13 protein-coding genes are annotated in these 14,492 nt (G+C 66.5%); 1 reads left to right on the top strand and 12 read right to left on the bottom strand.

Translation table 11 applies throughout. The features are described 5' to 3' along the window. The 7 genes from AC1DSF_RS20720 to AC1DSF_RS20690 form a co-directional block, all read right to left on the bottom strand. Nucleotides 1-996 (bottom strand): ABC transporter ATP-binding protein, encoded by a 996-nt coding sequence (locus AC1DSF_RS20720; RefSeq protein ID WP_478183361.1) that lies wholly within the window; start codon nucleotides 994-996, stop codon nucleotides 1-3. Then, a complete protein-coding gene (locus AC1DSF_RS20715; protein WP_478183360.1) occupies nucleotides 993-2,042 on the bottom strand; it encodes an ABC transporter ATP-binding protein in 1,050 nt (349 codons plus the stop codon). Before AC1DSF_RS20715 ends, AC1DSF_RS20720 begins: the two co-directional genes overlap by 4 nt. Before the next feature lie 24 nt (nucleotides 2,043-2,066). Beyond that, on the bottom strand, nucleotides 2,067-2,954 hold the full coding sequence (locus AC1DSF_RS20710; RefSeq protein ID WP_478145526.1) for an ABC transporter permease: 888 nt from the start codon (nucleotides 2,952-2,954) through the stop codon (nucleotides 2,067-2,069). A gap of 350 nt (nucleotides 2,955-3,304) precedes the next feature. Then, nucleotides 3,305-4,240 carry an ABC transporter permease gene (locus tag AC1DSF_RS20705; RefSeq protein ID WP_478145527.1) on the bottom strand — a complete coding sequence of 312 codons (936 nt, stop codon included), beginning with the start codon at nucleotides 4,238-4,240 and terminating at the stop codon, nucleotides 3,305-3,307. Between the two features lie 21 nt (nucleotides 4,241-4,261). Next, nucleotides 4,262-5,854: an ABC transporter substrate-binding protein gene (locus AC1DSF_RS20700; protein ID WP_478183359.1), complete on the bottom strand. Its 1,593-nt coding sequence runs from the start codon at nucleotides 5,852-5,854 to the stop codon at nucleotides 4,262-4,264. 52 nt (nucleotides 5,855-5,906) lie between these two features. Next, the gene (locus AC1DSF_RS20695) at nucleotides 5,907-7,361 is read right to left on the bottom strand and encodes a M81 family metallopeptidase (RefSeq protein WP_478183358.1); all 1,455 of its coding nucleotides are present in this window, start codon (nucleotides 7,359-7,361) and stop codon (nucleotides 5,907-5,909) included. A gap of 33 nt (nucleotides 7,362-7,394) precedes the next feature. Then, nucleotides 7,395-8,558 carry an NAD(P)/FAD-dependent oxidoreductase gene (locus AC1DSF_RS20690; RefSeq protein ID WP_478183357.1) on the bottom strand — a complete coding sequence of 388 codons (1,164 nt, stop codon included), beginning with the start codon at nucleotides 8,556-8,558 and terminating at the stop codon, nucleotides 7,395-7,397. A gap of 250 nt (nucleotides 8,559-8,808) precedes the next feature. On the opposite strand from AC1DSF_RS20690, the gene AC1DSF_RS20685 reads away from it, so the two are divergent. Beyond that, nucleotides 8,809-9,519 (top strand): helix-turn-helix domain-containing protein, encoded by a 711-nt coding sequence (locus AC1DSF_RS20685; protein ID WP_478183356.1) that lies wholly within the window; start codon nucleotides 8,809-8,811, stop codon nucleotides 9,517-9,519. Nucleotides 9,520-9,522: 3 nt separating this feature from the next. Here AC1DSF_RS20685 and AC1DSF_RS20680 read toward each other — a convergent pair whose 3' ends face one another. From AC1DSF_RS20680 to AC1DSF_RS20660, 5 genes are read right to left on the bottom strand one after another with little or no spacing between them, the layout of a single operon-like run. Continuing rightward, complete coding sequence (locus AC1DSF_RS20680) at nucleotides 9,523-10,284, bottom strand: carboxymuconolactone decarboxylase family protein (protein ID WP_478183355.1); 762 nt, start codon at nucleotides 10,282-10,284, stop codon at nucleotides 9,523-9,525. Then, on the bottom strand, nucleotides 10,281-11,504 hold the full coding sequence (locus tag AC1DSF_RS20675; protein WP_478183354.1) for an SDR family oxidoreductase: 1,224 nt from the start codon (nucleotides 11,502-11,504) through the stop codon (nucleotides 10,281-10,283). Before AC1DSF_RS20675 ends, AC1DSF_RS20680 begins: the two co-directional genes overlap by 4 nt. Before the next feature lie 20 nt (nucleotides 11,505-11,524). Next, complete coding sequence (locus AC1DSF_RS20670; RefSeq protein WP_478183353.1) at nucleotides 11,525-12,283, bottom strand: SDR family NAD(P)-dependent oxidoreductase; 759 nt, start codon at nucleotides 12,281-12,283, stop codon at nucleotides 11,525-11,527. Between the two features lie 14 nt (nucleotides 12,284-12,297). Beyond that, nucleotides 12,298-13,272: an acyl-CoA dehydrogenase family protein gene (locus AC1DSF_RS20665; RefSeq protein WP_478183352.1), complete on the bottom strand. Its 975-nt coding sequence runs from the start codon at nucleotides 13,270-13,272 to the stop codon at nucleotides 12,298-12,300. Then, nucleotides 13,269-14,486: an acyl-CoA dehydrogenase family protein gene (locus AC1DSF_RS20660; protein ID WP_478183351.1), complete on the bottom strand. Its 1,218-nt coding sequence runs from the start codon at nucleotides 14,484-14,486 to the stop codon at nucleotides 13,269-13,271. Before AC1DSF_RS20660 ends, AC1DSF_RS20665 begins: the two co-directional genes overlap by 4 nt. Nucleotides 14,487-14,492 lie beyond the last annotated feature (6 nt).

Here is a 14,492-nt window from a genome sequence, read left to right as displayed (position 1 = left end):
TCAACGGAAGTGGCAAGCCACCCAGTGCTCCTGCGTGCCGTCCGATCCGGCAGGGACCGGGCGCGCCGACAGCGGCGGCGCCTGTTCCTTGCAGACCGGTTGGGCAAGCGGGCAGCGCGTGTGAAAGCGGCAGCCCGAAGGCGGATTGGCGGGGCTTGGCGGATCGCCCTGCAGCAGCATCCGCTGTGCCGGCAAGCGCGGGTTCGGCACGGGCACCGCCGACAACAGAATCTGCGTGTAAGGATGGCTCGGCGCGTTGAACAAGGTGTCGCGGTCGGCCAATTCGACGATGCGGCCGAGATACATCACAGCCACACGGTGGCTGATGTGGCGGACCACCGAGAGATCGTGCGCGACGAAGAGATAGGCGATCCCGAACTCGGCCTGCAAGTCCATCAAGAGATTGACGACCTGGGCCTGCACCGACACATCGAGGGCCGACACCGGTTCGTCGCAGACGATGAGCTTGGGCTGCATCGCCAGCGCGCGCGCGATGCCCAGGCGCTGTCGCTGCCCACCCGAGAACTCGTGCGGGTACTTGTCGATCGCCTCGGGCCGCAGGCCCACCTTGCTGAACAACCACTGCACGCGCTCGCGACGCTCGGCGGCGGATTGATCACCGAAGTTCTTCAGTGGCTCGGCCACGATCTCGCCAGCCTTCAGGCGCGGGCTCAGCGACGCATAGGGGTCCTGGAAGATGATCTGCACGTCGCGCCGGCGCTGGCGCATCTGCGTGGGACTGAGCTTGAGAAGGTCCTCGCCATCGAGCAGCACCGAACCGGACGTGGGTTCGATCAGCCGCATCACGGACTTGGCTGTCGTGGTCTTGCCGCAGCCCGATTCGCCGACAAGTGACAGTGTCTCGCCGCGCGCCACCGTGAAAGAGACATCGTCCACCGCCTGGACCGGCGGTTGCGGGCGCGAGAGCCAGCGCTCAGGCCTGCTGTAGTGCTTGCGCAGGCCTTCGACCCGCAGCAGGGTGTTGTTCGCGGTCATGCGCTCGCTGCCTCCGGCGTGGATGGGGTATAGCGGCCTTCCTCGACCGCGAAGCAGGCCACGCGGTGGCCGTTCCCTTGCTCTGTCAGGCCCGGAATCTCCGCACTGCAGCGCGCGTTGGCGAGGCTGCAGCGGGCCGCGAAGGCGCAGCCTCGGCGCGGCGCCAGCGGCGAAGGCACGAGCCCGGGGATCTCGGTCAGTCGCGGGCTGCGGGTGTTCATCGATGGCATCGACGCCATCAGCGCGCGGGTGTAGGGGTGCAGTGGCCGGTCGAACAGGTCCTGCACATCAGCCTCTTCGACCTTGCGCCCGGCATACATCACGGCGACTTCGTCGCAGCTCTCCGCCACCACGCCGAGATCGTGCGTGATCATCACCACGCCCATGCCCAACTCCTTCTGCAGGCGCTTGATCAGATCGATGATCTGGGCCTGGATAGTGACGTCGAGCGCCGTCGTGGGCTCGTCGGCGATCAGCACTTCCGGGTTGCACGCCAGTGCGAGCGCGATCATCACGCGCTGGCGCATGCCGCCCGAGAGCTGGTGCGGATACTCCTTCGCGCGGCGCTCCGGCTCCGGGATCTGCACCAGGCGCAGCATCTCCACCGCGCGTGCCATCGCCTCGGCGCGGCTCCCCTTCTGATGCAGGCGAACCGTCTCCGCGATCTGCCGGCCCACCGTCAGCACCGGATTGAGCGAGGTCATCGGCTCCTGGAAGATCATCGAGATGCGGTTGCCGCGAATGGCGCGCATCTCCGCTTCGCTGAGCGAAAGCAGATCGGTGCCCCGCAGCCGAACCGCGCCATACAGGCGTGCCGGTGGCGTGGGCAGAAGCCGCATGATCGACATGGCCGTGACGCTCTTGCCGCAGCCCGATTCGCCGACCACGCCCAGCGTCTGTCCGGCGCGCACGGTGTAGGAGACACCATCCACTGCACGCGCCGGGCCGTCGAGCGTGTCGAAGCGGGTGTAGAGGTTGTCCACCTCGAGCAGGACCTCGCCATGTCCTTTGCTTGCTGGTGGCGCGGTGCGTGCGGGAATGTCCATGCGGTTCATCCGAAGAGCCTCGCTTCAGAGTTGACGTGCCAGGCGCGGGTCCAGCGCATCGCGCAGGCCGTCGCCTAACAGGTTGATGGCGAGCACCGTGGCAGCCAGCAGCATCCCTGGATAAAGAATGATGTGGAAAGCCACGGCCACGAAGTTGCGCCCTTCAGCCATCATGTTTCCCCAGCTGGGCGTGGTGGGCGGCACGCCGACACCGAGAAACGAAAGCGCCGCTTCGATCAGCACCGCGGACGAAGCGATGAACGTGGCCTGCACCACCAGCGGCGCGACCATGTTCGGCAGCACATGGCGCAGCAGAATGACCGGCAGCCGCGTGCCCACGGCGTGTGCGGCTTCGACAAAGAGCTGTTCGCGCAACGTGAGCGCCAGCGACCGCACGAGCCGCACCACGCGAGGCACCTCGGGCACGATGATCGCGACGATCACGGTAGCGAGACTTGCGCGCGTCACCGCCATCAGCGCAATCGCCAGCAGGATGCCGGGGATGGCCATCAGCCCATCCATGATGCGCATGACAAAGCCATCGATGCGCCGCACAAACCCCGCCGCCAGCCCGAGCATCACGCCAAGCAGTGTCGAAACCACGGCCACGCTGATGCCGACGATCAGCGAGACGCGTCCTCCCCAGACAGTGCGGCTGAACACATCGCGGCCGAGTGCATCCGTGCCGAACCAATGTTCCGACGAAGGCGGCTGCATGCGCGCGAGCGGGTCGATATCTTGGGGGTCGTGGGTGGCAATCCACGGGGCTGCCAAGGCAATCGCGGCCATGACCAACAGCAGCACGGCGCCGACGATGAGGGTCGGATGCTTGCGCACCCACCGCCAGCGCGGAGGAACGAACACCGATTCATCGCTCGGTGGTGCGGTCTTTGATAGGGGGACGGCGGACATCGGGTTGTTGTGCCTCGTGTCAGGAGCTATGGGATGCAGTGGAAGGCTGCATTGAAGCGGTGGGGGTGTGTGGCGAGGACGCCCGGTGGTCCCCTCCGCGAATGTCCCCCGGCTTCGCCTCCTCCTTTATTTCGCTGCGGGGACCACCGGGCATCCTCGCCACAGTGACGCTCGTGTTGTGCCGGCGGATCAACCACCGCTGCGCCCATGGATCGCGACGATGGTGTGCTCTGCGCAGCGAAATAAAGGAGGAGGCCAAAGGCCGGGGGACATTCGCGGAGCAGAGTACGCCGTCGGCGCGATCCCGCCCCAGCCCTCGCTTCAGCATTCCAAGCACGATGGGCTTCATCTCAATACCGGATCCGAGGATCGAAGAGCTGATAACTCAGATCGATCAGCAAATTGATCACCACATAGACCCCCGCAGAGAGCAACAGCACGCTCTGAATCACTGGATAGTCGTGTCGTTGAACCGAATCGACCACCAGCCGCCCCACGCCCGGAATGGCGAACACCGTCTCCGTCACGACCACGCCGCCGATGAGCAATGCGATGCCGACGCCCACCGTCGTTGCAATAGGCACTGCCGCATTGCGCAACGCGTGGCCCAGCACGGGCAGCACACCCAGGCCCTTGGCGCGCGCGGTGCGGATGTAATCTTCGTGCAGCACTTCCATCACCGTCGCGCGCGTCATTCGCGTGACCAAAGCGATGTAGACCAGTGCAAGATTCACGCAGGGCAGAACGATACTTCGCAGCCACGGGCCGAGGCCCTCGCTCATTGGCACATAGCCTTGCACCGGGAACCACGGCAGCCGGATGGCGAAGCCGTAGACCAGCAGGTAACCCACCAGAAACGAGGGCACCGAGAACGCAAGCACCGCGAACAGCATCACCAGCCGATCGACCCAACTGCCCGCGCGATGCGCGGCGAGCGTGCCGAGCGGAATGGCGATCAGGATCGTGAAGAGCATCGTGACCAAGGCAATCGTCAGCGTGGGCTCGATGCGCTGGCCGAGCAGGGTCGTCACCGGGACCTGCGTGAAGATCGACGTGCCCAAGTCACCCGTCGCCAGCTTGCCGATCCAGATCAGGAACTGCTGCCAGATCGGCAGGTTCAGTCCCAGAGCCTCGCGCAAGTGGCGGATGTCGTCCTCGGTGGCAAGGTCGCCCGCGATGAGCGCGGCCGGATCTCCCGGCGACAGATGGATCAGCAGGAAGACCACCACCGCCACCACCGCCATGACAGGCAGGGTGGCGACAAGGCGACGCAGGATGTAGCCCATGGTTGGCGCTTGCGTGCAGTCTTACTTGTCCAGTGCCCAGACCAGCGGCATGCCGCCCCAGAGCTTGTCGAGGCCCTTGAGATCGGCGCGCGCGGCATAGACGGCGGAATACTGGCCCGCGTTGATGTAGGGCACGGCTTCGAAGGCGCGGGCCTGGAATGCGTCGAGTCGCGGCTTGCGCTGGGAAGCATCGGTGGCCTGGAGCCAGGCGGCGCGCAAGGCGTCGAGTTCCTTGTCGCAAGGCCAGCCGGGCAAGGAATTGCCGCAGGCCGGGCTCAGGTAGGCATTGGTGATGGGCGAGTTGGCATCGAACTCGCCGGCAACGGTCACGTACACGTTCCAGCCGCCTGCCGATGGTGCGTCGCGCTTGGCGCGGCGGGCACCGATCGAGGCCCAGTCCATCGACTGCATGTCGACGTTCACGCCAATGCTGCGCAGGGTCTGCGCGGCCATGAGCGCGAGCGCATTGAGGTAGGTGACGTCTGTCGGCACCAGCAGCACAACCTTCTCGCCCTTGTAGCCGGACTCGGCCAGGAGCGCCTTGGCCTTCGCGAGGTCCGGCTTGGCGTGACCCTGCGAGCCGGCCGCCGTGTCGTTGGGGCTGCCGCAGATGAAGTAGGTGTGGCAGTAGGCCATGCGCATGTCCGCCGGGTAGCCCATTGCCGCGACGAACCGCTCCTGGTTCACGGCCATCTGGAAAGCCTGGCGGGCCTTGATGTTGTCGAAGGGCGGATGCAGCTGGTTGAGCACCAGGAAGGCCTGGTAGCTGCCGCCGGTCCCCACCTTGATCTTGCTGTCGGCGCGCAGCGGTGCGATGTAGTCCGGCGGGAGCTGTTCGATCAGGTCCACCTCGCCGCGCTGCAAGGCGGCCACGGCGCTGTTTGCGTCGGGCAGGTAGAGCCATTCCACGCGATCGAAGTTGCTCTTCTTGCCGCCGGAGAGGCCATTGACCGGCTCTGTGCGCGGCACGTATTGCGTGTTGCGCACGAAGACCGCCTTGTTGCCAGGCACCCATTCGTCGCGCTTGAAGACGAAGGGACCGGAACCCAGCACTTCGGTCATCGGAGAGGTGGCAGGCAGCTTGGCGAGCTTCTCAGGCAGGATGAACGCCGGGTAGCCCGAAGGCTTGGCGAGCGCGTCCAGCACCATGCCGAAGGGCTCCTTCAGCGCCAGGGTGAAGGTGCGGGCGTCGACCGCCTTCCATTCGGCGCCGTTTGCCGCCAGCGCGCGGCCGAGGCTGTCGCGGCTGGTCCAGCGTTGCAGCGAGGCGATGGCGTCCGCGGGCGTGACGGGCGAGCCGTCGGAGAACTTCAGTCCCGGGCGCAGCGTGAAGCTCCACTGCTTGCCGTCTGGCGACTGGGTGTACTTCTCCACCATCTGGGGCTGGGGCTTGCCGGTGGTGTCCTGCGCGAACAGGGTGTCATAGACCATGTAGCCGAAGTTGCGCGAGATGTAGGCCGTGGTGAAGGTCGGATCGAGGATCTTCAGGTCGGCATGCGCCACGATGCGAAGGGTCTTCGCTGGCGCCTGCGCCTGCGCCATCGCGGCCGGGCTGAGCATGCCCAGCGTGAGGGCGCCAAGGGCGGCCAGGGCAGCAAGGGTGCGTCGTTTCATCGTCGGAACTCCGGGAAGGGTCGTCACAAGGGAGGGGGAAGAGGTTCGCGTGTCAGGCAGCCAGTGCATCCATCGGCCACTTGGGGCGCTGGATCTTCTGATAGGGCAGGGTGTTGAGGTCGAGCGTCACCGAGCCCGGCGCGGCGACATAGATCACGTGCTTGCCCACCTTGGAGAAGGACGCATAGAAATGCTGCGAAGACTTCACCACGATGAGCCGCTTGGCCGTGAGGTCGCAGCCGAGCTGCGTGAAGAGGTCCGTGCCCATGGCTTGATTGCGCAGCGTGATCAGCACGATCTCGATGCCGGCGACTTCGACGAGCGCGCAATCGCCCATTGCCGTGGGCGTGCCCGCGAGACCCGTCATCACAAGTGCGGGCTTGAGCGCCTTGACGGTGCAGTCCAGGTCCAGCGGCTGACCTGAAAGCGGACTGATCTTGCCGCCGATGCGCATCGGAAGGCGCGCGCCTTCACCGGCATCGAAGGCGATGCGCACGGCGATCGGGTCCCACAGCGGGCCGAGCGCGGCATTCGTAATTCCCCGCTCGAGCATGCGCTGCAGCACGAAGGTCGAATCGCTCGCGGCGCCGCCACCTGCGTTGTCCGCGCCGTCCGCCATGACCACCGGGCCGCCCTTGAAGGCCACCGCCTCGTCCAGCGCGGCATCGATGGCGGGATAGTTCACGGTCAGCGCATCGCGCATGCCGATCACCTCGTCCGCGAGCTGGCGTGCCAGCGCTTGCGCCTTTGCGGCATCGCCGTCGGTGTAGACCAGCGTCTTGGTGCCCATGCCGGGCACGTCGCCCCAGCTGAAGCCGTGCGCCAGAGAGACGGAGAGCACGCCGTCCTTGCCCTCGAGCGATTGCATGCGCTGCACGAAGCCGCGCGCGGGTTCGCGGGACGTGTGGACCGTGAGGATCAAGCCGGTGTCCACCACGGCGGCGACCGGGCTGATCTTCTTCTGCGCAGCAGCCACGCACAGGTCCACCAGTTCCAGGCCGCGTTCGAGCACGTCGGTGTGCGGGTACTCCTTGAAGGCGATGAGCATGTTGGCGTGCTTCACCATCTCGGGTGTCAGATGGCAGTGCGGGTCGAGTTCGGCGCCGACGACCGTGTCCGGGCCGACCAGCGCGCGCACGCGCTGCAGAAGGTCGCCTTCGCAGTCGTCGTAGCCATCGGCCACCATCGCACCGTGCAGACCGAGCAGCACCACGTCCACCGGCAGGGCGGCCTTCAGGTCGCGCAGCAACTCGTCGCGCAGGGACTCGTAGGCATGGCGCGTCGTGGTGCCGCTGGGTTGGGCTGCGGCGACCATGCCTTCGATGAGCGTCCAGCCGGCTTCCTTGCCGCGCAGGCGCGCAGCCCACAGGGGCCCGGAGAACAGCATCATCGAATCGGGATGCTTGCCGGCCGGGAAGTAGCCGCGATCACGGAACGACGCCAGGCCGGTCGGCATGGGTCCGAAGGTGTTGGTTTCGGTGGCGAGGGAAGCGCTGAAGACACGCACGGCGGAGTACTCCTTTGTGAATGACGAATGGAATCAGACAGCGACGACGTCCTGCTTGCGCAGACGTCGCGGGCTCAGCATCTCTTCGGTGAGGCCGAAGGAAGAAGGGTGCGGGGGCACCGGCAGCCCGCGCGCGAGTGCGGCGCAGGTCTCGCCCATTGCGGCGGAAGTCTGGATGCCGTAGCCCCCTTGGGCGGCGATCCAGAAGAAGCCCTCGACCTGATCGTCGAAGCCGCCGACGAGGTTGCCGTCGCCCACGAAGGAACGCAGCCCCGCCCAGGTGCGCGTGGGCCGGCGGATCTGCAGCGTGGTCATTTCCTCGATGCGGTGGATGGCCATGGCGATGTCCAGCTCTTCGGGCTGGATGTCCTGCGGATCGACAGGGTCTGCGTTGGCGGGTGAGCCAAGCAACATGCCGGCATCCGGCTTGATGTACCAGTCTTCCGTCGCGCCGTGCACCATGGGCCAATGGCTGGGATCCTGATCGGGCGAGGCGGCAAAGATGAATGCCGACCGGCGGCACGGCTGAAGGCCCAGCGGCAGTGCGCCGGCGAGTTGCCCGATCACGTCACACCACGCACCGGCTGCATTGAGCACGACCGGGGCTTCGTACGTCGCCGCTCCTGCGGTCAATTGCCAGCGGCCGCCCACGCGCCGCATCTGCGACACATCGGCATCGCACACCAGCGTGCCACCGGCGCGCCGCATGCCGCGCAAATAGCCCTGATGGATTGCGTGCACGTCCATGTCGGCGGCATCCGGTTCGTAGACGGCGCCGTGCAGCAACTCGGCGCGCAGGGCCGGGACGAGCGCACACGCTTCGGCAGGCGTCAGGCGGCGAGCACGGGGCGACATCGCGCTGAGCACCTCCCAGTGCGCGTCGAGTTCGGCGTGCTGCTCGGGCGTCCCGACCATCATCGCGCCGCGAGGCGTCAGCAGCGGATGCTCGGTGAAGCCCGCTGGCGGCGACTCGAAGAATGCGCGGCTGGCCAGCGTGAGCGCGCGCACCTGCTCGGTGCCATAGCTTTCCATGAAGAGGGCCGCCGAACGCCCGGTCGAGTGATAGCCGGGCTGTGATTCGCGCTCGAGCACGATGGTGCGCCCATGCGGTGCAAGCCAGTGGGCGACGGATGCGCCTGCGATGCCCGCACCGATCACGAGGAAGTCGGCTTGAATGGCGGCGGTCTCGGAAGTCATGGTTTGGAAGAGCGGTGGTCGGGTGGCGCGATTCAGAAGACGCGGAGTGTAGGCACAAATTTGCGGATACGCAAAAACTGTCGGGGTATTTCAGGGAAAACACTCATCGCTCTACATTGGTAAATTTGCGGATTCGCAATTTGCATTGACGCAAAATCCAGGCCATGAAGCAGCCCTGTCCATAGCGCCGGCTGGCAGAATCCCTGCTGGGCAGGCCCGCCGAGACACACAGGAGATCGAGGATGAATCCATGAAGCCGCGCGAGAGCGAGGACGCGCAGCCCGAGGGCCAGTTGCTGGACCGCGAGACCTTCGGACGCCGTTTGCGAAGCGCCCGCAAGAGCCTCGGCTGGACGCTGCAGCAGTTGTCGGAACTCTCAGGCGTTTCGGTGCCGACCATCTCGCGTGCGGAACGCGGGCAACTGGCGCTGGGCTACGAGAACTTCGCAGCCCTGGGCCGCGCACTGAAGATGGACATGAACGCCATGTTCGCGGGCGAAGGGGTGAAGACGACGGCCCTGCAGGCGCCGGTCGTGACGCGATCCGGAAAGGGCGTGGTGTATCGCGGCCTTTCCTTTGCCTACGAATTCCTGGGCACGACCGCCACCGGAAAGCTCATGAGCCCGGTGATCGGCACCGTGCACGCGCGGCGCATTGAAGGACCCGAGGACTTCGCGCGCCATGACGGCGAGGAGTTTGCGTACGTCCTCTCGGGCACGATCGAAGTGCATTTCGAAGTCGGGGAGGTCGTGCGTCTGGAGCGCGGCGATTCGCTCTACTTCGACAGCCGCATCGGCCATGCCTACGTCAGCATCAGCCGGCAACTGGCGCGCATCGTCGGTGTGACTTCGACGGAAAGCCTCTTGATGCGCACGGCGCGAGCGGGGGAGCAGCGCGGGCCGGTCCGCGCCGTTGCGCGAAAGCCTGCGGTGCGTTCGCGGGCCAAGGCGGGCAAGAGCTGACGGCTATGACGAGAGCTGCTGCGGTGGCTGCAATTGCCGAAAGACATTCGCACCCAGGGCAGTGCCATGCACCGCCAGGTGTGATCCCAACTGGATGGCCTGCAGCAGTTCGGCCGGCGGTATGCCCTGCGAAAGCGCGACCGACAGCATCTGCCTCGTCGCTTCGGGATTGAAGGCAGTGAAGCACGCGTGCAATGCCACCTGCACCAGACTGCGCTCCGCCGCGCTGAGGCCGCCTCCAGGCCGGCCTTGTTCGATGAAGTCGAGCAGCACCTCGGCATAGCCGGGGTCCATCCTTGCAATAGCGGCAAGGGAAAGCCCATGTGCAGGACCGAGCGAATCGATCCGGCCCCGAAGCGCGTCGCCGATCGACCCGGCTGCATCCGTACCGGCGAGCTCCGCGAGGATGTCGGCGGCCTGCCCCACACTGGCGACCCCTTGCACGGCCAAGAGGTGCAGCACGTCGAAGATGTCGGCCTGCGTCGCGCCGACTTCGAGCGCGCGCTTCATGTGCATCTGCAGTCCTGATTCGAAGAGGTGAGACGAAGAGCTGTCGAGCGCTACATAGATGAGCTCGACCATGCGCGGCGAGAGCGGCCCGGTGCGTGCGGGATAGCCGGCATAGCGTGCGTATTGCGCGACGAAGCCGGGGCACGCCTGCAGCATCGTCTCGGTCCAGGGGCGCCAGTAGCCGCGCTCGGCGATGAAGTTGTCCTTGATCCGCGCGAGCCCGGCGTCGGTGATGCTTTCCGGCTGCGCGCTCATCGTGCCTCTCCTTGAGCGGCGCCGCCGCATACCAGCGTCTGCCCCGTGAGGTACTGCGCGGCTGGGCCGCAGACGAAACGCAGCAGCGGGTGGAGTGATTCCGGATCGAGGTCTTCCGGCACTTCCAGCGCATTGATGCGCATGGCGCGACCGCCCCATTCGCACGCGAGGGTCGACACCAGCATGCGTGCCGCCGCGGCATCGCCGGCGTCCTGCCAGCGGCCCTGGCGGGTGCGTGGCAGCAGCACCGTCAGGCTGGCCTGCTGCTTGTAGCGCGCATGGAATCGCGTGGCAGCGGCATGCACCGCCTGCAACAGGCCCGGTCCTTCGCAGGACAGCGGCGACAGGTCGAGACACGCGTCGTAGTGCTGCGCCGCGGTGGGCTCTGTCGTCGCGGCTTGCCACTTCGCAGCATCTCCGCCGTGGACTTCGAGGCGTAGCGGCAGGTCCAGGGGCAGCGGCTCCAGCGTGGCCGGCTCGAAGCGCTGGCTGCCGCCGAAGACGGAAGAGCCACCGTTGAACGCCAGCACCTGTCCGTGCAGAGGCGCCGCGCCGGGACTTGCCAGAAAGAAGAGCGCCTGCGCCATCTCGGCAGGGACGGCCATGCGGCCGAGCGGAATCTTCCCGACCGCGTTCTCAGGCTTGATCCGGCCGGCCTGGATCAGCCCGTCCACCAGCTCGGTTCGAACGAAGCCGGGCGCAAGCACGGTCACGCACCAGTCGGGCCGCGCTGCTGCGAGGGCTCGCGTCTGCGCGATGAGCCCCGCCTTGCTCGGGCTGTAGCCGCCGCGCCATGGAATCGCATGCAGCCCCGCGCCGGATGCGACATTCACGATCCGCGCGCCCGGCTTGATCAGATGCATGCACGCGTCGATCACGGCCGCCGGCGCAGCCAGGTTGAGCGCGAGCAGTCGCCCCATCTGTGCCGGGGATTGTTCGGCCAGCGGCGTGTTCGATGCATCGGACATGCCGGCATTGCTGAGGAGCGCGTCCAGCGCCGGCATGCTGTTGCGAAGCGATGCGATCTGCGCCGGATCGGTGAGGTCGATCGTGCGGAGCACATGCGCCGACGAAGCGGGTAGAGGCAATGTCCGCCCCAGCGCATGCAAGGCCTGTTCGTTGTGATCGACGAGCACGCATTGCCAGCCCGCGGCGGCGAAGCGTCGCGCGGCATCGCGGCCGATACCCGAAGCGGCACCGGTGATCAGGACCGTCTGCATCTGCGCGTGTCCTTCGAATGTCAGATGTTGGTCAGCGTGATACCGCCGTCCACCGTCAGGCCCTGCGCCGTGATGAATCCCGCCTCGTCGCTCGCCAGGAAACAGATGGCGCGCGCGATATCTTCGACCGTGCCGAGTCGGCCCAGCGGCGTGCGCGCGATGCGGTTGGCGTCGCGCGCGGCATCGCGGTTGCGCTGCGTGCCTTCCGTGGGAACGGCCGACGGGCACACCGCATTGACACGGATGTTGCGTGCGCCGAGTTCCGCTGCCGCCGCACGCGTGATCCCCATGATCCCGGCCTTGATGCCCGAATAGACCACCGAGTTGGCGGCCGAGCGCAGGGCCGCCACCGATGCCACATTGACGATCGAGCCGCCGCGCTGCGGGTCCATCACCGCGACGGCTTCCTGCAGGCTCCAGACGACCGATTTGAAGCCGACGTCCAGCATGCGGTCCATCGTCTCCGGCATGATTTCGGGGATGGCCTGGTAGCGCACCCAGGCCGCGTTGTTGACCAGGATGTCGAAGCGCCCGCCGTGCTCGAAAGAGCGTCGGACGGCCTCGCGGATGCCTTCGCGGGTGGCGATGTTCATCGGCACCGCGAATGCTTTTCCGCCACGGTCCTTGATGATGTCGACGACCGGGAACACCAGTTCTTCCTTGATGTCGTTGACGCAGACGATGGCGCCGCGAGCTGCCATCTGCAGTGCGGTCTCGCGGCCGATACCGGCGCCTGCGCCGGTGATGAGGGCCACGCGGCCGAGCAGATCCTGATTCATTCGAACTCCTTCATTCATGCGGCGGACTGGATGAAGTCCAGTCCGGCCTGGCGCGCCAGCGATCCCGATCCGAACGCCGCGTCGAACTTGCGCACTTCGCGCAGGGCGTAGTGCAGGGGCACTTCCCAGGTGAAGCCCATCCCGCCATGCAGGTGGATGGATTTCTCCAGCACGAAGGCCGCATTCGCCAGCGCATTGGCAAGCACCGGTCCGGTCGCGCGCATATGGCCGTATTCGTCCTTGCGCAACAAGCGCTGGATGCCGGCGCTGGAGGCCTCCTGCACCAGCCGCATCCGCGCCAGCAGGTGGCGCACCGCCTGCTTGGCCGAGAGAGGGCGTCCGAACTGCACGCGGGTCGCCATGTAGGTGGCCGTGGTGGCGAGCGCACCTTCGGCCGCGCCGTTGACCCAACCGGCAATCAGGATCTCGCCGTCACGCCGCAGAGTGGCGAAGGTGGGGGCATCGATCTCGGCGAGCACCTTGGCGTTGTCCAGCGTGAGCCACGACTGGGGATAGTCGGGGTCCAGCGAGGCGTCGTCCTGGATTTCGATCGATTCGAGGTCCAGCAGCGCCCCGCCGCCCTGGCCGTTGGCCACCAGTACCCAGTCGCAATGGCGTGCATGGCGCGCGTGGCCTGCAAAGCCGTCCCGCAGGCTCCCTTGCAGTGCCCAGGTGGCGACACGCGTGCCGCCAGCCAACTCCGCCGCGAGCGGCGAATCGCCGAGCGCCTTTGCGATCAGCAGTGTTTCGAGCAGCGGCCACTGAAGGCGCAGCTTGCCCGCCTCGGCCACGATGGGAAGCGCGAACTCGGTGCCCAGCGCAAGTCCGCCGGCATCTTCGCTTGCGCATACGCCGCACAGCCCCGCATTGGCAAGCACTGCGGCGGCTTCGCGGAAGCCGCGGGCTTGTGCGGCTTGTGCGTCTGCGATCGCATCGGCAGCGGCCTGTGCGAACTCCTCCGGTTTGAGATCGTTGTCCGATGCGCTCATTTCAGCGACTCCTGGAGGTCCGTGGGCAAATCCATGATGCGTTGGGCAATGATGTCCAGCTGCACTTCGGTGGTGCCCGCATAGATAGTTTCGGCGCGGGCATAGAGATAGGCGCCGGTGAAGTGCTTGCGCGCGCGTTGCGCCAGCGGGCTCGACCGCGGATTGATTTGCGACACGACCGACAGCGCGAGGCCCATGAAGGCCTGGTGGCATTCGGACCAGTACAGCTTGGTCAGGGAGCCGCGTGCGCCGATCCTGTCGCCGGCCGCGAGCTGGTCCACCGCGCGTTCGACCAGTCCCTTGAGCGCCGCGATTTCGCCGACCACATCGCCGATGCGGCGCTGGTAATAGCCGTCATCGAGCAACTTCGACAACTGCGGATCGGACTTGCAGGCGTTGACGAGCTGGCGCAGTTCGCATTCGAAGCGCCACGCGCGGTACATGCGGTTGGTCGCGCGTTCGATCGACAGCACGCGGATCGCCGCGTTCCAGCCTTCGTCGGGCGCGCCGAGCCTTGCGCTGTCAGGCACCACCACGTTGTCGAAGAACACTTCGGCGAACGAGTCCTTGCCGTCGATCGACTTGATCGGCACCACGCGGATGCCGGGCGTGTCCATCGGCACTGCGAACATCAGCAGGCCGCGATGCTTGTCGGCGACGGTGCCGGTGCGCGTCAGCAGCAGGCAGTAGTGCGCCTTGGCCGCGCCGCTGGTCCAGATCTTCTGGCCGTTGATGCGCCAGGTGTCGCCTTCCTGCACCGCCTTGGTCCGCAAACGCGCGAGATCGGAGCCTGCGTCGGGCTCGGAGAAGCCCTGGCACCAGTAGTTGCGCATCGAGAGGATGCGCGGCAGGAAGAATTGCTTCTGCTCTTCCGTTCCCACGGTCTGGATGATGGGGCCGGCCAGTTCCTTTCCGATCGAGCTCACGCTCTCGGGCATGGCGAGCGCGCCCACTTCCTTGTTGACGGCGAGGTGTTCGCGCAGCGTGAGCCCGAGGCCGCCATAGGCCTTGGGCCATGTCATGCCGGCCAGGCCCGCGTCGTACATGGAGGCTTCCCAGTCGCGGCACTCGTCCAGCGTGGGTGTGCGGTAGTCGAGGCTATCGGCACGCATGTGCCCGGGCAGATGAGCGCGGAGCCACTCGCGCGCATATTGGCGGTAGACGGCCGGACCCGCCGAGGCGGCCGGGATGGCCGGGTTTTTTTCCGTGTGCATGAGAGC

The sequence above is a fragment of the Variovorax sp. 01N429 genome, from assembly GCF_056399425.1.
This window is presented reverse-complemented; position numbering and strand designations above follow the sequence as displayed.